Raw genomic sequence first — 17,485 nt, 5'->3', positions numbered from 1 at the left:
AAGACGGAAACCTCTTTGCTGTGGGTCATCAGGAACATGCTGGTGCGCTATCGGGCGCGCTTTGGGCATAAGACAGCAAAAACGTATTCAATTGGTGAACGGGCAGCCCCAACGGCACGCAGGCCCCGCGTCCGGTGGCCCGGATACGCGCGGCCACGGCACCAAGGTCGAAAGCCACGCTGCGCAGTCCCGCGCGCCACAGCAGGGTCAGGGTAAAACACCATGTCTCGGGGCACAGAGAGGGCACGAAGCCGATATGCCCGCCGCTACCGCGCAGCAGGCCGATCGCCTCTGTCGCCTCATACGGGCCGGTAATAAAAACCCGTCCGGTCTGCAGAAGGGACGCATCGTCCGACGTGTGGCCTACCACCACGAATTCCAGCGCAAGGTCGCGCGCGCGCGCATCACGCGCTGCGGCAAGCAGCACGCCATGTCCCTTTTCCAGCCCGATTCCACCCGCCACCACCACACGGCAACGCCCGGTCGGTGGCGGCAGGCCGAGAGCCGGTGGTGCAGGCAAAGCTGCGGCAAAGCGGTGCAGGGACTGAGCGGGGGCATCATCTTCCAGCGCTTCAACATGGCAGACAATGTGGGGGAAATAGCGCGCCAGCCGTGTTGCCACATCGGCCGAGGGCACGACCACACGCTGCGCGCCATCAAGTTCGCGCGCCGTATCACGCCGCAGGCGGACCACATCCGTCGCCCCCACCAGCGAGCCGAGCTTACCAACACACACCCGGCACGCCGCAAGGCCCGACTCGCCACAATAGCGCCCGGCAGGCCCCACCAGCGTCACGCGCGGGCAGATCCCGGCATAATCATGCACATGCACCGCATAGGGCACGCCCAGCATCCCACACAACGCACGCGCCCGCGCACCATGGCCCATGTGATGATGGATTTCGATACGTGCCACGCCCAGCGTGCGCAGGAACGTAACCAGCATGTCGGCCTGTGCCGGCCATGCAAAAGACAGCGGCGGACAGGGCGCATCCGGCCTGCCGTCACGCAGGCGGAACCCGTCGCCTTCCGGCTCCAGCACCACGGGCAGTTGCCCTGCCGCCTGACACTTCCCGGCCCGCTCCGCTACCACGCGCGCAACCCCGCCCGCCCCGCCATGGGTGACCAACAGCACCGCCCCAAGAAGGCGGGCCTGCCGCGCGGCGCGGTGCCAGACCAGCAACGACAGCCGCATCCTGCCCGCCGCCAGCGGGTCGGCGGCAATATGGGCCTGCACCAGCGCATCATAACCGGGGAACAGCCTATTCAGCACCCACAGATTGCGCTGCTGCAAGGCCGTGCGCGCCGCGCCAAAAGACACCCCACCCACATGCCCCACAAACACACCCAGCGCCGCCCGGTGCCGCCAACCGCCCAGGCGGGCACGCATGGAAAAATCATTTTCCTCCCCATAACCCCGCCCGTACAGTTCGGGCCGAAACGGGCCGGTCCGGGCCAGGCAGTCATGGCGAATCAGCATGCAGAACCCGTGCGCAGTCGGGATTTCCACATCCTGCCCCGCGCTGGCCCGCAGGCTGGCGGCCATCAGCGCCCGCACGTCCGCTGCCCCACCGGACAGGGGGACAGGATGGGCAGGGTCGGGCCATGTCAGGATCGAGGCATCGTTGGAAAGTGGCGAGACCGTACCGGTATCGGCGCGCGCATAGGCCACACGCAGCATTTCCGCCAGCCAGCCGGGGGCAACCAGCGTATCGCTGTTAAGCAGCACGACATCCATGCCCACCGCGTCATCCAGCGCGGTATTGATGGCAGCAGGATAACCCCGGTTGCTCCCGTGCCGCCGCAGGGTGATCCGCCCTTGTGCGGCCAGCGCGTCAAGGGCAGAGGCAAGACCGGCATCGGGCGTTGCATCATCCACCACCATGATTTCAACCGCAGGCCCGTCCCCTGATGGCGGGCAGGTCTCCATCACGCCGTGCAGGCAGGCCAGCGTGCGGGCACGGTCGGCATAGACGGGCACCACGATCCGGCAATGCCGGGCCGGGAGCGGCGCGCATGCCCCTGCCAGCACCTGCCCGCGCATGGCGGGAAAGACCGGCTGTGCACGCGGCAGGCGCACCGGTAGCGGTGAGCCGGTCAGGTCCCGCCCATCGGCAGATATCACGCGCACACTGCCCTGCGGTGCGATTTCACCCCATTCCAGGCGGAATGCCCATACCGGCGTGGCAGGCCCGGCGGGACTGTCATGCACGGCCCCCTCCGCACGATGCACGGCCAGCGCGCGCCTGCCCGTATTGTCGCACAGATACAGTTTGGGGGCCTGTTCGGGCCGTGCGGGCATGCTGGCCCAGCCCGCAAGCCCGTGGTCGTCCGGCCAAACGGCACCGCTCACGCGCGCAAGGGCCGCACGCTCCGGCCTGCCACCCAGCAGCAGTTGCCCCGCATGGCGCACTTCAACCGCGCCCGTGCCCCGGGGCAACGCCATGGAATCACACGCCAGACGGCGCGGGACAAAAAGGCGGCCATCAACCCACACATCAGGCACGCAGCCTTCAGGCAATCCCCCCCAATGCAGCGTGCCGTGCATGTCCAGCGCGCACCAGCCCGACCAGTCCGTGTGCCGGCACACCAGCCCCGCCGCAACGGACAGGGTCGGATCAGACCCATAACCGGTCAGGAAACGCGCCAGCGCCAGCGCCGCGCGGTCCCATGCGCGCGCCATGCAGCACGCCAGAACCAGCAGGCGCAGCCCCGCGCGGCAATCCTGCCCGGCCAGACTGGCCTCCACCGCATCGGCCGCTCCCGCGCCATCACCCGCACCCAGCCGGGCGGCGGCCAGCGCAAAAAGGACGCGCCGGTCATCAGGCGCTTGCCGGGCCGCGCGCTCCATCCATGCCAGCGCCAGTAGGGGCTCACCATGCTGGGTCAGATGGCGGGCATGGCGCAGGCAGATGGCAGGCACGGCCCCGTTACCCTCGGGCCGCCACAGGTCAGGGTGCGGCATGGCCATCCGCCAGCATCATGCCATCCAGTTCGGCACTGGCCGCCTTCACCCCCCCGGCCACGGCCTGCGCCAGCCAGTGACGGGCCTGCGCGCGGTCCACCGGGCCTGCCAGCCCTTGGGCCAGATAGCGCCCCAGCATGAACTGCGCGAGCGCGTTGCCCGCCTGTGCACCTCGCGTAAACCAGTGCAGCGCCTGCGTCCGATCAGGGGGAACATCATGGCCACCGCCATACATCGCACCGAGGGAGAACATGGCCTCCCCCCGTCCCGCTTCCGCCGCGCGATGGTAGAACGCCAGCGCGCCTGCATGGTCGCGCGGGCCACCGTACCCTTCCAGCCGGGCCTGCGCTGCGGCAATACAGGCTTCGGGCAGGCCGTGGCTGGCGGCACGTTCCAACCAGTGCCGGGCCAGCGACGGGCTGGCGGAAATGCCCTCGCCCGCCAGCAGCATGCGCCCGTACCAGTACTGCGCATTCACCACCCCTGCCTCCGCCGCGCGTTCCATCCACATTGCCGCCTGCGCGGGATCGGCCGCACAGCCCACGCCCCTATGCAGGCTGACAGCAAGGTTGAAGGCCGCGACCGGATCGCCCGCCTGCGCCATGGCCCGGAAGTCGGGAAGCGGGGCCGCCGCCTGCGCGGGTGTTGCGGGCGGGGTATCACGCCGGTCCAGCAGGGTTGCGGCAAGGTCGGTCATGGCCGCCACATCGCCCAGCACCGCCGCGCGTTGCAGCCAGTCGCGGGCCTGATCGGGATCGCTTGCAACGCCACGCCCCTGTATGTAGAGCAGCGCCAGCATGCGACAGGCCACCGCATGATCATGCTCTGCCGCCATACGGTACCATGTCACGGCTTCATGATCACCGGGCAGGGCGGCCTTGCCGCACGCATGCAAATCACCCAGCAGGGCCGCTGCCTCCCGGTCTCCCGCAAGGGCGGCGCGACGGAGCCATGTTTCCGCCGCCATGATGACGCGCGGGTTTCCCCTCCCGTTGCGCAGCAGCATGACACCATAGCGCGCCTGCGCGGGGCGCACGCCGCCTGCGGCGGCACGCGCATACCATTTTTCGGCCTCGGCTGCATCGGGTGGCAGGCCCCAGCCACGTTCATGCAGCAGGCCCAGCATGTACTGCGCGGTGGGCAGGCCACTTTCCGCTGCCCGCAGCAGGGCAGCCACCGCACCGGGGTCGCTGCCCGGTGGCTGGTCGGGGGCGGACAGGTGGTTGACCGCCAATGCCAGATCCCCCTGCGGGCAACCTGCCTGTGCCGCGCGCGCGCACCATATCCCGGCCGCTTCCGGGTCGCGCACGCTCTCCGGCCCCGTAGCCAGCAGGTAGCCATACAGGGCCTGTGCATCAGGCAGGCCCGCCCGTGCCGCCTGCCCGGCCCAGTGCGTGGCGGCGACCGGGTCGGGCCACGCATCGATCCCTTCAGGCCACGCGGTGGGCAGCAGGCTATCGGCTCCATCCTGCCCCGGTGGGTCAACCAGCAGCATAAGGGCAAGAGAAAAACACGCCTCCACATGGCCCGCACTGGCCGCGCGGTGCATCCAGCGCATGCCTTCCAGCGGGCTGCGCGGCACACCGGTGCCATCCAGATAGGCACAGGCCACCTGATACTGCGCGGCCACCATGCCCGAACCGGCCATCTGCCCAAGGCGGGCAAACCCCCGGGCCGAATGGTCTGCACGCTCCAGCAGGCGGCATGCATGGCGGAAGCGGCCTGCTGGCGTCATGCCACCGATCAGGCCAGAGAGGAGCTTGCGCACGGGCATGCCTGTCAGGGTTCGCGCATGCCGTTGGTCACGGCGGGGATCAGGCGGTTGAGCAGGTACTGCATCATCGTCCGCCGCCCGACATGAATGTCGGCTTCGACCGGCATGCCGGGCTGGGGGCGGAAGAAGGCGGGCACCCCGTGCAGGGTGTAGCGGTCGATGGACAGGCGCACACGGTAATAGGCATTCATCGAATCCCCCGCATCGCTGCCCTGCTGGGCGCTGTTGCCGGGCCTGCCGTCTGCCTGCGCAAATGAATCGGGGCTTATGAAACGCACCGAAGCCTCCGCCCCGCCATACTGCGTGTAAGGAAAGGCAGCGAATTTGAGCAGCGCATGGTCTCCTGCCCGCACATAGCCCGCATCCACCCCGCGCAACGTGGCTTCCATGTCCAGATGGCTGCCAGCGGGCACCAGTGTCAGCAGCGGGCTTGCAGCCTGGATGACCGAACCGGCCGACAGGTGGGCAATGCTGAGCACGGTGGCATCACGGTCGGCGCGCATGATGATGAGTTCATGTTGCAGCATGGCCTTGCTGTAGCTGCCATCGGCCTCGGCCAGACGGTGCTGGGCCAGGGCGAGGTCCTGGTACACGGTGGCATGCCAGTTACTGGCATAACCGTCGCGCTGGGCCTTCATGGCATCCAGCTTGGCGCGGGTGCTGTCGGCCTCGTGCCGGGCGGCCACCTGTGAGCGCGTGACCTCCATCAGCGTATCCTGTGCCGCAAGCGTGGACAGGCGGCTGCCCACCTGCTCGTGCTGCAGGCGCACGCGCATGTCCTGCACGTCATGCGCCACGCGTGCACGGGCGGCGTACATGGCGGCGCTGGCCTCATAACCCTGCAGTTCGCTTTGCAGTCCCGCCACCTGCCGGTCGTAGCTGGACATCTGGGCATTGTATTCCGCCTGCCGCCGCAGGAAGGCCGCCGCCTCCTGCACCGAAGCGGGATTGTTCACATCCGCCGTGTAAGGTCTGCCCTCGGCCTCCGCCATGCGGCGCGCGACCTCGGCACGGTAGGCCATGACCTGCCGGCGCAGGTTGGTTACGTCCGCATCCGTCATGGTGGGGTCCAGCCGCGCCAGGACCTGCCCCTTATGCACGGTATCCCCCTCATGCACCTCAATCGAGCGGATGATCGAGGTCTCCAGCGGCTGGAGGACCATCGTGTCATCAAACGGGGTCAGCCTGCCGTTTACGCTCACCACCCGATCCAGCGGGAAGAACGTCATGAGCGCAAGCCCCATGGCCGCCATGGCCGCGACCAGCCAAACCACATACCGCGCCGCATCCGATGGCGGCAGTTCCACCAGCGCGGCACTGGGGGAATAGAATGCCAGCAGCGCGGGCGGCAGGTCGGTGGGCGTATCCGCCTGTGGCGGAGGCAGCACGGACAGGATACCGCCCGTGCCTTCCCCGTCCGCATCATCAGGTGTGGGGGGGACAAGGTCGCGCCCGTTCATGCCACATCTCCCTGCATGCCGCCCGGTGGCGGGATGCCGTCATCTTCCTCCATATGGCGGTTCTGCTGGCGCCACAGCGTGCGGTAGATTGTGCAGCGCGCCAGCAGTTCGTCATGCGTGCCGATATCGGCCACCCGCCCCTGCTCCATCACGCAGATCCTGTGACACGAAACCAGCGAAGCCAGACGATGCGAGACAATGACCATTGTGCGCCCCTGTGCCAGATGGCGCAGGTTGGCGTTGACCACGGCCTCGCTTTCCGGGTCGAGGGCGGAGGTCGCTTCATCAAGGATCATGAGCTTGGGGTCGGAAATCACCGCGCGCGCGATGGCAAGGCGCTGGCGCTGACCGCCTGAAATGTTGGTGGAGCCTTCCTCGATCCAGGTATCGAAACCTGCGGGCATGCGTTCGATAAACTCTTCCGCCCCCGCCATGCGGGCCGCGCGTACCACGTCTTCCAGCGTCAGGCCGGGGCGACCGGCGATGATGTTGTCGCGGATGGTGCCACGAAAGAGGAAATTGTCCTGCAACACCACCCCGCAGGAGCGGCGCAGGTAGGTCAGGTTGATCTCACGCAGGTCAATCCCGTCCAGCCGCAACTGGCCGGTATAGCTGCGGCTGACCCCCTGTAGCAGCCGGGTGATGGTGGACTTGCCCGACCCGCTGCGCCCGACCAGCCCCAGCATGGTGCCCGCCGGCACGCTGAAGGTGACACCGGACAGCGCGGGCGTGGTCCCGCCAGGATAGGTAAAGCACACATCGGAGAACGACAGCGCGCCATGGATGGGCGGGCGCAGGCCGGTGGTCAGTGCCCGGGTCTCGGTCGGGCGGTTGAGCACGGAACCGGCTTCGGCCAGGGCGGTTCGTACCTCGTTCAGGTCATCGATCAGCCGGGCCATGCCCACAAGCGGGGCCGCAACCCGGCTGCCCAGCATCATGAACGCCATCAGCGCCCCCGCCTCCAGGCCCGAAGACGTGGAGGAAATGGCCAGATATGCCCCGATCAGGATGATGCCACGGTTGATGAACAGGTCCAGCGGCATGACGGCGGTGGCCACCCAGTTGCCCATACGCCCCGAATCGAGCGAGGCGCCGACCACATCGGCGGTTTTTTCATCCCATACCTCGCGGCGCACGGGTTCCAGCGCCAGTGTCTTGACCGTACGGATGCCCGCAACCGTTTCGTACAGTGCGGCACCGCGATCCATCTCGGCACGGACCTGCCGGGCCATCAGCCGCCCCATGGTGGGCATGGCCAACACGATCACCACCCCGATCAGGGCTGCCGCCACCACTGTCATCCACGCCAGCACGCCACTGAGCCAGAACAGGAAGGGCAGCACCACAAGCAGGGTAAACATATCAAGGAAGGTGCTGAGCAGCCGCCCGGTCATGAACTGGCGCACCCTGTAGATAGCGCTGACCCGCCCGATCACGTTGCCCGCCTGCTCGCGCTCGAAAAATTCCAGCGGCAGGGCCAGCAGGCGGTCGAAGATGGCAAGCGAAATGCGCGTATCCAGCCGCGTCGTCAGCACCAGCGTGATCTCGCGCCGGGCGTAGCCAAGCAGGATCTCGTAAAACGCCATGACCGTTACCAGCACACTCAGCGAGACGAGGGTGGACAGGGAATGGAAGTTCACCACCCGGTCAATCACCTGCATGACGATAAGCGGCGGGAAGATGGCCAGTACGCTCATGACCATCGACGCGATGACCACATCGCGCAGTAGCCCCCGCTCCCCCATGACCAGCCGCCGCAGCCACGCAAAGTCGATGCGCTCTTCCGCCGCCCCCTGGCCATGGCGGCCACGCACCAGCAGCACGTCCCCCGTCCACACGGCGTTGAGGCGCATCTCGTCCACCGCAACGGGCGGGATGTCTGGGCTGGCGAAGGGATCGACCAGCCAGATCACGCCATTGGTATCATCCGCCCCCACCATCAGCCCCGCTGAGCCATCGGCAAACATCAGGGCCACCGGCGGCACATCACGCAGGCGTACGAGTTCACGCCATTGCAGGTGCATGCCCTGTGTCGCCCCCCCGCTTTCCTCCACCCAGCGCGCAAGGGCGGGGATGGAGGGCGAGACTTCGCCCGGTTCAGCGGCAAAATCACGTATATCGAGGTCGATGCCATGAAAACGGGCCGCGCGCAGCACCGCCTGCAGGCGGATCAGTTCCGGCGCGGGGCGATCCGCGTGTGGTCCGCTGGCCGACGGGTCGGCTGATTGGTCTGGATGGCCCACTTCATCCCTTTGCTTTGCATGTGTTCCCTGACGCGATGGAACGTAGGGACAGAAAGCGAAGGGTTCCTTAACAGGCCCCGGTTTTACCCCACGTTGCCCGGTTGCAGCGCAAAGCGGGCGCAGACCAGCACGTCGCCTGCAAGTGCCGCGCGCCATGCCGCTTCCAGTCCGGGCGGGGGCAGCACGGCCACGCGGTCGAACCACGGTAGCGCCCCGATGGCCCGGCTGCGGAACGCATCGGCCAGCACGGTGGCCACACTGCCACGCGGCGTACAGCAGCCGCACCCCATACCATGCGCCATGGCGGCAAATGCTGTGGGGGATGCGGCGGGCACCACCACAACCCCTGCCCAGCCCGGCATGGTTGCGGGCACCGTACCTGCCCCCGCCACCAGCAAGGTACCCGCGCGTGACGGCACGGCGGCAGGGTCTGCCACAAATTCCAGTCCAATACGCCGGTCGTCACTCATGGCTTTCTCCCTGCCGCCGTGTCCCGCCACATGCCCCGCGCGGGATACTGATGCTGGACACAAGGCGGCAGTTAAGGGAATAAGGAAACCCCGGCATAGTCCCTTCATGCAAGGACAGGCCCGAACATGTCAGCCATGGATACATAAGTGGCCGCAGGGAATGCCGTATCCCCTGTCAGCAGATTTCAGGATAACAATGACCACTCGCCCCCACCTTCTCGATGCCCTACGCGACCAGGTCCTGCTTTGTGATGGCGGAATGGGCTCGCGCGTGCAGTTGCTGGATCTTGAGGTCGAGCGCGATTACTGGGGGCAGGAAAACTGCACCGAAATCCTGAACCTCTCACGCCCCGAACTGGTGCGCGAGATCCATCGCGGCTACTTCGAGGCCGGGGCCGACATGGTGGAAACCAACAGCTTTGGCGGCTCGCCCATTACGCTGGCGGAATTCGGGCTGGCGGACCGCGCGCGTGAAATCAACCGCACCGCAGGCCATCTGGCGCGAGAAGCCGCCGAAACCTTTTCCGATGGCCGCCACCGCTACGTTGTCGGCTCCATCGGGCCGGGGACCAAGCTGCCCTCGCTGGGCAATATCGATTACGACACACTTGAAGCGGGACTTGCGGAACAGTGCCGTGGCCTGATTGAAGGCGGTGTTGACTGCTTCCTGATCGAGACGTGCCAGGACACGCTACAGATCAAGGCCGCCGTGAATGGCGCCAAGATCGCGCGTGCCGAACTGGGCGTGGATACCCCGATTTTCGTGCAGGTCACGGTGGAAACCACCGGCACGCTGCTGGTCGGCCCCGACATTGCCGCCGCCGCTACGGTCATCAACGCGCTGGATGTGCCACTGATGGGCCTGAACTGCGCTACCGGCCCACAGGAAATGGCGGAACACGTCCGCTGGCTGTCTGAAAACTGGCCGGGCCTGATTTCGGTCCAGCCCAATGCGGGCCTGCCCGAACTGGTCAATGGCACCACGCATTACCCGCTGACCCCGGCCGAAATGGCAAGTTGGGTCGAGCGTTTCATTACCGAGGACGGGCTGAACCTGATTGGCGGATGCTGCGGCACCTCTACGCCGCATACGCAGGCGCTGGACCTGATGCTGCGCAAGCGCGCCGAGGGCACGGGCCGCATCCGCCCCGCCCCCGTGCCACGCAAGCCGGTATGGATCCCGTCTGTCGCCAGCCTGTACTCACAGGTGCCGCTGCGACAGGAAAACAGCTATTTCTCGATCGGCGAACGTTGCAACGCCAACGGATCGAAAAAATGGCGGCAGTTGCAGGAAGCAGGCGACTGGGATGGCTGCGTGGCACTGGGCCGCGAACAGGTGGCCGAAGGCTCCAACGCTCTTGATATCTGCACCGCCTTCGTCGGCCGTGATGAAATGAAGGAGATGAACGCGGTCGTCACCCGCTTCACCTCCTCGGTCAATGCGCCGCTGGTGATTGATTCCACCGAAACCCCGGTGATCGAGGCCGCCCTCAAGCTGCATGGCGGCAAGCCGATCATCAACTCCATCAACTTCGAGGATGGAGAAGCCATCGCCACCGATCGCATGCTGCTGGCGCGCAAGTTCGGTGCCTCCGTCATTGCGCTGACCATTGATGAAGTGGGCATGGCCAAGACAGCGGAAGACAAGCTGCGCATCGCCACCCGTCTTGTCGAATTTGCATGCGAAAAGCATGGCCTGCCGCAATCCGACCTGATGATCGACCCGCTGACATTCACCATCGGCACCGGCACGGAAGATGACCGCAAGCTGGGTGAATGGACGCTGGAGGGCATCCGCCAGATCCGCGAGCGTTTCCCCGATATCCAGATCGTGCTGGGGCTGTCCAACATCTCGTTCGGGCTGAATCCTGCGGCGCGCGCGGTGCTGAACTCGGTGTTCCTTGACCACGCGGTGCGCGCGGGCATGACGGCGGCGATCGTGCATGTCTCGAAAATCCGCCCGCTGCACCTGATACCAGCGGATGAGGTGAAGGTGGCCGAGGACCTGATCTTCGACCGCCGCGCGGAAGGCTACGACCCGCTGCAGCGCATCCTTGAGATCTTCGCCGACCGCAAGGCCGCCGACGCGGTGAAAAAGGCCCGGGCCGAAACCGCGCCCGAACGCCTGAAGGACCGCATTGTCGATGGGGACCGCAAGGGGCTGGAAGAAGACCTTGCGGAGGCCATGCGCGACATGGCGCCGCTGGACATCATCAACACCGTGCTGCTTGATGGCATGAAGGTGGTGGGCGAACTGTTTGGCGCGGGCAAGATGCAACTGCCCTTCGTGCTCCAGTCCGCCGAGACGATGAAGGCCGCCGTGGCCTGGCTGGAACCCCACATGGAACGCACCGAGGGTCAGGCCCGTGGCACCATGGTGCTGGCCACCGTAAAGGGTGACGTGCATGACATCGGCAAGAACCTGGTCGACATCATCCTGACCAATAACGGCTACCGGGTCATCAACCTTGGCATCAAGGTGCCGGTGGCGGACATGATCGCAGCCGCGCGCGAGCACAAGGCGGACGCCATCGGCATGTCCGGCCTGCTGGTCAAGTCCACCGTCATCATGCGTGAAAACCTTGAGGAAATGAACCGTCAGGGCGTTGACGTGCCGGTCATGCTGGGTGGTGCGGCGCTCACACGCAACTATGTGGAAGAAGACTGCACCGCAGCCTATGGCGAAGACGGGCGTGTGGCCTATGCGCGTGATGCGTTTGATGGCCTGTCGCTGATGGACAAGGTGGCGCAGGGGGAGTTTGACACCTACCTTGCCGCCATCGCGTCCCGTCGCGCGGGCAAGGCCACGCGCACCAGCCGCACGCAGGATATCGAAGCCGCCGAAACCCGTGGATTCGGTCCCGTGGACAAGGCTGCCGCCCGCACGCGCCGCGAAAAACTGACAGCCGACGAACCCGTGCTGGTCCCGCCCTTCTGGGGGCCGCGCGTGCTGGAGGCGACACCGGAGGCCGTGCTGCCGTTCCTCAATGAACGCTCGCTGTACCAGTTCCAGTGGGGCTTTCGCAAACAGGGCCGTTCGCTCGATGATTTCATGGTCTGGGCGCGCAAGGAACTGCGCCCCGTGCTGCGCCACATGCTGGCGCTGTGCACGGAGCACGACATCCTGCACCCCAAGGCAAGCTATGGCTACTGGAAGGCGGCAGGCGAAGGCAACGACCTCGTGCTGTTTGGCGAAGACGGCGTAAACGAGGTCGCCCGCTTCACCCTGCCCCGCCAGCCCCGCGCGGATGGGGCCTGCATTGCCGACTTCGTGCGCGACATTGACGATGCCCGGCGCGACGTGATCGGCCTGCAGGTCGTGACCGTGGGGCAGGATGCATCCGACCGCGCGCGTGAATGGTTCGAGGCGGACCGGTACAAGGATTACCTCTACCTGCATGGCCTGTCGGTAGAGATGGCGGAAGCCATGGCGGAATACACCCACAAACGCATCCGCGCCGAAATGGGCTTCGCCGCCGAGGATGACCGCGACATGGCGAAGCTGCTGCAGCAGGGCTACCGGGGGTCACGCTATTCCTTCGGCTACCCTGCCTGCCCCCGGCTGGAAGAGCAGGAGCCGATCCTGAAACTGCTCGATGCCGAAAAGATTGGCGTCTCCCTGACCGATGGTTTCCAGTTGCACCCCGAACAGTCCACATCCGCGCTGGTGATCCTCAACCCGCATGCCAAGTATTTCTCGATCTGAGGGCGGGAAGCTGCTGCCCGACCGGGCCAGTTGACCGGGAAGAGAAATAATGGCCATCATCATGACATGTCCCGCCCACTCTCCCCGCCGGCAGAAACCACCACCGCGCTGACCGCCACCACGGCACTCGGCCCGCTACAGGCACGGCTGGCGGCCCACAGTTCCCTGGTGGCGCGCAAGCCCGCACAGCACGCAGCCGGGCGGGCTTTTACATACGCTGCGGAAGAATGCGTGATGGACCTGATTGCACAGGACCATGCGGGTCTTGTGGCACACAGTGCCGACGTACTGGCCGAACTGCTGCGGATCTGGGCCGAACAGGGTGTTGATGCCGAAGATGTCTGGACCGAACTGGACCGCCGCACCCGCATGGGCAACCTGCTGCTGAGCCTGAACATGACCCAACGCCGTGGCGCCCCCGTCACCGCACGCAAGCGGTCATGGAAAATACGCACTACCAAGCTACCCTGAACCGGCATACCCGCGTACAGGCCCCAAATCGTAACGGACCCCGTTTTTGGCCTATGCGCTGGGCCGTACCGGTGGCATAAGCTGGCCGCAGGCGGAACAGCAGGAAATAATGCGATCAATGGACCGGGTCCATGCCTGTTACATGCCTGTCGGCACCCTGTGGTCTGGCACGCATGAACTGGATTGACATAGCAGCCATTGCCATTGCCGGGCTTTCAGCGCTGGTTGGCGCAGTCCGTGGCTTCTCGCGCGAAATACTGGGGCTGGCGGCGTGGATCATGGCCTTCGTGCTGGCGGTAGCCTGGTACGGTGCCCTTATACCTTATGCCACGCAATGGATCAGCAACCATACGCTGGCGGCACTTGTCTCTTTTGCCGTGCTGTTCCTGGCTCTTCTTGTCATCTTCACCACGACTGCCCACATCTCGGGACGAGCGGTACAGGGTTCCCTCCTGTCGGGGCTGGACCGCGTGCTGGGCCTGCTGTTCGGTCTGGTGCGCGGCTATATCTGCCTTGTCATCCTTTACGCGGGCATAACCGCCCTTATTCCCGCAGCACAATGGCCCGATGTCATGCGATCGAGCCGGATCGTGCCCCTTATCGGCAGCAGTGTAATTTACCTGAATGCCGTTGGGGCGGATAAGTTGCCCGCGCACCTTGCGCAACCCACCGGGACGCGGCATGACGCGCCCATCTGAGCCTTCTGGCGGTACCCGCCGTCTCCGTCCGTCAAGGAAAGATCGCTGACCATGTCCCGTCCCTGCTTCCATGCTGTTTCCGGCAACCCGGCCACACAGCACGAACGTGATGATATCGCCGCCCAGTGGCGGCATGATGATGACAAGCCACATGAGGAATGTGGGGTCTTTGGCGTCTGGAACGCCAATGATGCCTCGGCGCTCACGGCACTCGGCCTGCATGCGCTCCAGCATCGCGGGCAGGAGGCATCGGGCATTGTATCGTATGACGGCGCGCGCTTTCATACCCACAAGGGACTGGGGCTTGTGGGCGACGTGTTTGGCGACTCCCGCGTTATGGCCACCCTGCCCGGCCACTGTGCGGTGGGCCATAACCGCTACGCCACCACGGGGGCTACGCTAATCCGCAACGTGCAGCCACTTTTTGCCGATTTTGAGTTCGGTGGCCTGGCCGTGGCCCATAACGGCAACCTGACCAATGCCGACACCCTGCGCAAGGCGCTGGTGCGGCGCGGATGCATCTTCCAGTCCACCACCGACAGCGAGGTGTTCATCCACCTGATCGCCATCTCGCTGTATTCCAACGTGGTGGACCGGTTGATCGATGCACTCAAACAGGTGCTGGGTGCGTATTCGCTGATCGTGCTGTCGCGCAATGAACTGATCGGCGTGCGCGACCCGCTGGGCGTGCGCCCGCTCATCCTTGGCCGCCTGCGCGAGGAAGACGGTACGGAAGGCGCATGGGTACTCGCCAGTGAGACCTGCGCGCTCGATATTGTGGGTGCGGAGTTCGTGCGCGATGTCGAACCGGGCGAGATCGTGATCATCAATGATGAGGGCATCCGCTCACTCAAGCCGTTCGGCAGCACGCAGTCGCGCTTCTGCGTGTTTGAATACATCTATTTCGCCCGACCCGATTCCATCATGGATGGCAAGGCCGTGTATGACACCCGCAAGCAGATTGGCGTGGAACTGGCGCGCGAAAGTGGCGTGGAAGCCGACGTGATCGTGCCCGTGCCCGATTCGGGCGTGCCCTCGGCCATGGGCTTTGCCGCCGAGAGCGGGATCCCGTTCGAACTGGGCATCATCCGCAACCACTACGTGGGCCGCACCTTCATCGAGCCGACCGACCAGATCCGTAACCTGGGCGTCAAGATGAAACATTCCACCAACCGTCCCGTACTGGATGGCAAGCGCGTGGTGCTTGTCGATGATTCCATCGTGCGCGGCACCACATCGCGCAAGATCGTGGACATGGTGCGGGCTGCGGGAGCAAAGGAAGTGCACATGCGCATCTCCTCCCCCCCCACCACGCATTCCTGCTTTTATGGCATCGATACGCCCGAACGCAGCCAGTTGCTGGCCGCCCAGCACAATATTGAGGAAATGGCCAAGCTGATCGGCGTAGACAGCCTGGCCTTCATCTCGTTTGACGGGCTGTACCGCGCGCTGGGTTACAAGGACCGCAAGAACGCATGTAACCGCTACTGCGATGCCTGCTTTACCGGTGACTACCCGATCGAACTGGTTGATTACGAAGCCGAACACCACCCCGAACCCGCATGACCGAACTGCCACAGGCCACACCGCTTGCGGGGCGTGTGGCCCTTGTTACCGGTGCCAGCCGTGGCATTGGCCGCGCGGTGGCCGTGACCCTTGCCCGCGCGGGGGCACGGTGCATTGTCACCGCCCGCACGCAGGGCGCACTGGAACAGACCGATGACCTGATCCGCCAGCATACCGGGCAGGGTGCGACCCTGCTGCCGCTGGATCTGGCGGAAGGCGACCGGCTGGATACGCTCGGCCCCTCCATCGCCGCACAGGAAGGCAGGCTGGACTGCCTGGTACACTGTGCGGGGGAACTGGGCATTCTCTCCCCCCTACCCCACCTGCATCCACAGGACTGGGAGCGCGGCCTGCAGGGCGGCCCCATCACCACATGGCGGCTGATCCGCACGCTGGCCCCGCTCCTCGAACGCGCACCCGCAGGGCGGGCGGTCTTCCTGACCGACCGCCATGCCACCGCGCCAGAACCCTTCTGGGGGTTGATTGCCGCCACCCGCGCAGCGCAGGATGCCATTGTACGCACATGGGTGCGCGAACTGCCTGCACACAGTCCGCTGCGCATCAACCTGTTTGAACCCGGCATGGTGGCTACCCGCCTGCGCAGGCTGGCCATGCCCGCGCTGGACATGGCCAGCCTGCCCACGCCCGAAGCCATTGCCCCCCAGATCGTACGGCTATGCCTGCCCGGTCCCCAGCCACAGGGGGCATGCCGCCATGCCGATACCACACAGGAGGGAGCCGAGACATGAGCAGGGCAACACCCGGCACGGCCGCACTGGAAAAGGCGGGAATTGCCTTTGATGTCGTGGAATATGAATACGACCCGACCGCCGGACAGACCGGCAACCATGCCGCCGCCGCCATCGGGGAAGACCCGGCGCGCGTATTCAAGACGCTGATGGTGCTGGTCGATCGCAAGCCTGCCTGTGTGGTGGTGCCGGTAGCAGCTACAATCAGCATGAAGAAGGTCGCCGCAGCCTTTGGCGGCAAGTCAGCCGAGATGATGCCGCCGGCAGAGGCCGAACGCGCCACAGGCTTCCGCGTAGGCGGGATCAGCCCCTTTGGCCAGCGCAGGCGGGCACGGACCGCACTTTCGCAGGAGGCACTGGAACAGCCATACGTCATCATAAACGGGGGGAAGCGGGGTTATCTGGTACGCCTGTCGGCCACCGATGCGATCAGGGCCACCGGCGCGCTGACGGCAGACCTGCTGGCCTGATACACAACCCTGCCGGCCTGTCTTCAGACCGGCAATAGGACACGGTCTGGCAAACCGGTGCGTCAATCATAAGAAAATATCTAGTGAAGCGTTTTGCAGAGCACTTCAGGGAAAGCCGCCTTTTTGAAAAAAGGCGGCACCCGGAAACTTTTACGGCTTCTTATTGATCAGCCGTTTTCAGACAGCCGGTCACTCGCCGCCGTTATCAGTGGGCTGGAACGGCATGACCGGGTATTTGCCGCTCTTGGCAATGTCCTCGGGGTCTTCCGTGGGGCCGGGCAGATAGACGGTCGGTAGCACCTGGTTCAGGTAGGTTACGACCTGCTCGCTGATATCAAGGCTGTTGTCGTGCAGGGCGGCAGTACCGGCCTGCAGCACCAGTGTCATCCCGCGTGAAGCGGCAATGGCGCTGACAATCTGCTGCATTTCACGCTGGACCTGGTTCAGCGCGACCTGTGCGTCTTCTTCAAGGATACGGTTGCGGTTGCCGAACTTGGTGCGATCGGCCATCACGCGCTTCTGCAGTTCCTGCTGCTGCTCCGGCGTGGGGGCCTTGCCTGCCTTGATGATGGACTGGCGCAGCGCCTGAAGCTGGGCATCTTCCGCCCGCACGTCCTTCACCAGTGCTTCGCGCCGGGTGCCCAGCTCAGCCTGCAGCTTCTGCACGGCAGTGGACTGCGCCATGATCTGCTGCGTGTTGAAAATGCCGATAACGGGTGCGGCCGGGTGCGCGCCCGCAGGCAGCGGCTTGAATTCCGGCACGGGCGGCATGGGCAGGATGGGATTGGGCTGGGGCTGTCCGCCACCGGCATCCTGCGCCATGGCAAGGGCCGGGGTCAGGGCAAGAGCCAACCCGCAAAGTGCGCCCCGCAGGCCCACCTTACCTGTACGGGCCATGATGCTGCTGCGCATA

The 17,485-nt window shown here is 65.4% G+C and carries 12 protein-coding genes; 6 read left to right on the top strand and 6 right to left on the bottom strand.

Annotation, left to right across the window (positions count from 1 at the left end):
- Nucleotides 1-28 precede the first annotated feature (28 nt).
- The 5 genes from GLX_RS10590 to GLX_RS10570 all read right to left on the bottom strand — a co-directional run bounded on the left by GLX_RS10590 (nt 29) and on the right by GLX_RS10570 (nt 8,912).
- Nucleotides 29-2,965, bottom strand: a complete 2,937-nt coding sequence (locus tag GLX_RS10590) for a glycosyltransferase (protein WP_148268586.1) — start codon at nt 2,963-2,965, stop codon at nt 29-31.
- A complete protein-coding gene (locus GLX_RS10585) occupies nt 2,952-4,739 on the bottom strand; it encodes a tetratricopeptide repeat protein (protein WP_014105963.1) in 1,788 nt (595 codons plus the stop codon). Before GLX_RS10585 ends, GLX_RS10590 begins: the two co-directional genes overlap by 14 nt.
- Nucleotides 4,740-4,744: 5 nt before the next feature.
- The gene (locus GLX_RS10580) at nt 4,745-6,199 is read right to left on the bottom strand and encodes an HlyD family type I secretion periplasmic adaptor subunit (protein WP_014105962.1); all 1,455 of its coding nucleotides are present in this window, start codon (nt 6,197-6,199) and stop codon (nt 4,745-4,747) included.
- On the bottom strand, nt 6,196-8,442 hold the full coding sequence (locus tag GLX_RS10575) for a peptidase domain-containing ABC transporter (protein ID WP_014105961.1): 2,247 nt from the start codon (nt 8,440-8,442) through the stop codon (nt 6,196-6,198). The genes GLX_RS10580 and GLX_RS10575 overlap by 4 nt, the downstream gene beginning before the upstream one ends.
- An 83-nt stretch (nt 8,443-8,525) precedes the next feature.
- On the bottom strand, nt 8,526-8,912 hold the full coding sequence (locus GLX_RS10570; RefSeq protein ID WP_041247358.1) for a hypothetical protein: 387 nt from the start codon (nt 8,910-8,912) through the stop codon (nt 8,526-8,528).
- A gap of 196 nt (nt 8,913-9,108) precedes the next feature.
- On the opposite strand from GLX_RS10570, the gene metH reads away from it, so the two are divergent.
- The 6 genes from metH (at nt 9,109) to ybaK (ending at nt 16,572) form a co-directional block, all read left to right on the top strand.
- On the top strand, nt 9,109-12,618 hold the full coding sequence (gene metH / locus GLX_RS10565) for a methionine synthase (protein WP_041247357.1): 3,510 nt from the start codon (nt 9,109-9,111) through the stop codon (nt 12,616-12,618).
- 66 nt (nt 12,619-12,684) lie between these two features.
- The gene (locus GLX_RS10560) at nt 12,685-13,089 is read left to right on the top strand and encodes a phosphoribosyl-ATP pyrophosphatase (protein WP_014105958.1); all 405 of its coding nucleotides are present in this window, start codon (nt 12,685-12,687) and stop codon (nt 13,087-13,089) included.
- A gap of 131 nt (nt 13,090-13,220) precedes the next feature.
- Nucleotides 13,221-13,787, top strand: a complete 567-nt coding sequence (locus tag GLX_RS10555) for a CvpA family protein (RefSeq protein ID WP_014105957.1) — start codon at nt 13,221-13,223, stop codon at nt 13,785-13,787.
- A gap of 51 nt (nt 13,788-13,838) precedes the next feature.
- Nucleotides 13,839-15,353, top strand: a complete 1,515-nt coding sequence (purF, locus tag GLX_RS10550) for an amidophosphoribosyltransferase (protein WP_014105956.1) — start codon at nt 13,839-13,841, stop codon at nt 15,351-15,353.
- Nucleotides 15,350-16,102: an SDR family NAD(P)-dependent oxidoreductase gene (locus GLX_RS10545; protein ID WP_014105955.1), complete on the top strand. Its 753-nt coding sequence runs from the start codon at nt 15,350-15,352 to the stop codon at nt 16,100-16,102. The genes purF and GLX_RS10545 overlap by 4 nt, the downstream gene beginning before the upstream one ends.
- A complete protein-coding gene (ybaK, locus tag GLX_RS10540; protein WP_014105954.1) occupies nt 16,099-16,572 on the top strand; it encodes a Cys-tRNA(Pro) deacylase in 474 nt (157 codons plus the stop codon). Before GLX_RS10545 ends, ybaK begins: the two co-directional genes overlap by 4 nt.
- Before the next feature lie 189 nt (nt 16,573-16,761).
- Here the strand turns inward: ybaK and GLX_RS10535 are convergent, their stop codons facing one another.
- A complete protein-coding gene (locus GLX_RS10535) occupies nt 16,762-17,484 on the bottom strand; it encodes an OmpH/Skp family outer membrane protein (RefSeq protein ID WP_041247809.1) in 723 nt (240 codons plus the stop codon).
- Nucleotide 17,485 lies beyond the last annotated feature (1 nt).

It is taken from the genome of Komagataeibacter medellinensis NBRC 3288, assembly GCF_000182745.2.
Classification (GTDB): Bacteria; Pseudomonadota; Alphaproteobacteria; order Acetobacterales; family Acetobacteraceae; genus Komagataeibacter; species Komagataeibacter medellinensis.
Note: the sequence above shows the minus strand (reverse complement) of the source record. Positions and strands in the feature narration are given on the sequence as shown.

Excerpts from the sequence above, each read along its gene's own strand:
- GLX_RS10585 (WP_014105963.1), bottom strand. The coding sequence starts at position 4,739 with ATGCCCGTGCGCAAGCTCCTCTCTGGCCTGATCGGTGGCATGACGCCA.
- GLX_RS10590 (WP_148268586.1), bottom strand. The coding sequence starts at position 2,965 with ATGCCGCACCCTGACCTGTGGCGGCCCGAGGGTAACGGGGCCGTGCCT.
- GLX_RS10560 (WP_014105958.1), top strand. The coding sequence starts at position 12,685 with ATGTCCCGCCCACTCTCCCCGCCGGCAGAAACCACCACCGCGCTGACC.
- GLX_RS10555 (WP_014105957.1), top strand. The coding sequence starts at position 13,221 with ATGCCTGTTACATGCCTGTCGGCACCCTGTGGTCTGGCACGCATGAAC.
- GLX_RS10570 (WP_041247358.1), bottom strand. The coding sequence starts at position 8,912 with ATGAGTGACGACCGGCGTATTGGACTGGAATTTGTGGCAGACCCTGCC.
- purF (WP_014105956.1), top strand. The coding sequence starts at position 13,839 with ATGTCCCGTCCCTGCTTCCATGCTGTTTCCGGCAACCCGGCCACACAG.
- ybaK (WP_014105954.1), top strand. The coding sequence starts at position 16,099 with ATGAGCAGGGCAACACCCGGCACGGCCGCACTGGAAAAGGCGGGAATT.
- metH (WP_041247357.1), top strand. The coding sequence starts at position 9,109 with ATGACCACTCGCCCCCACCTTCTCGATGCCCTACGCGACCAGGTCCTG.
- GLX_RS10580 (WP_014105962.1), bottom strand. The coding sequence starts at position 6,199 with ATGAACGGGCGCGACCTTGTCCCCCCCACACCTGATGATGCGGACGGG.
- GLX_RS10545 (WP_014105955.1), top strand. The coding sequence starts at position 15,350 with ATGACCGAACTGCCACAGGCCACACCGCTTGCGGGGCGTGTGGCCCTT.
- GLX_RS10535 (WP_041247809.1), bottom strand. The coding sequence starts at position 17,484 with ATGCGCAGCAGCATCATGGCCCGTACAGGTAAGGTGGGCCTGCGGGGC.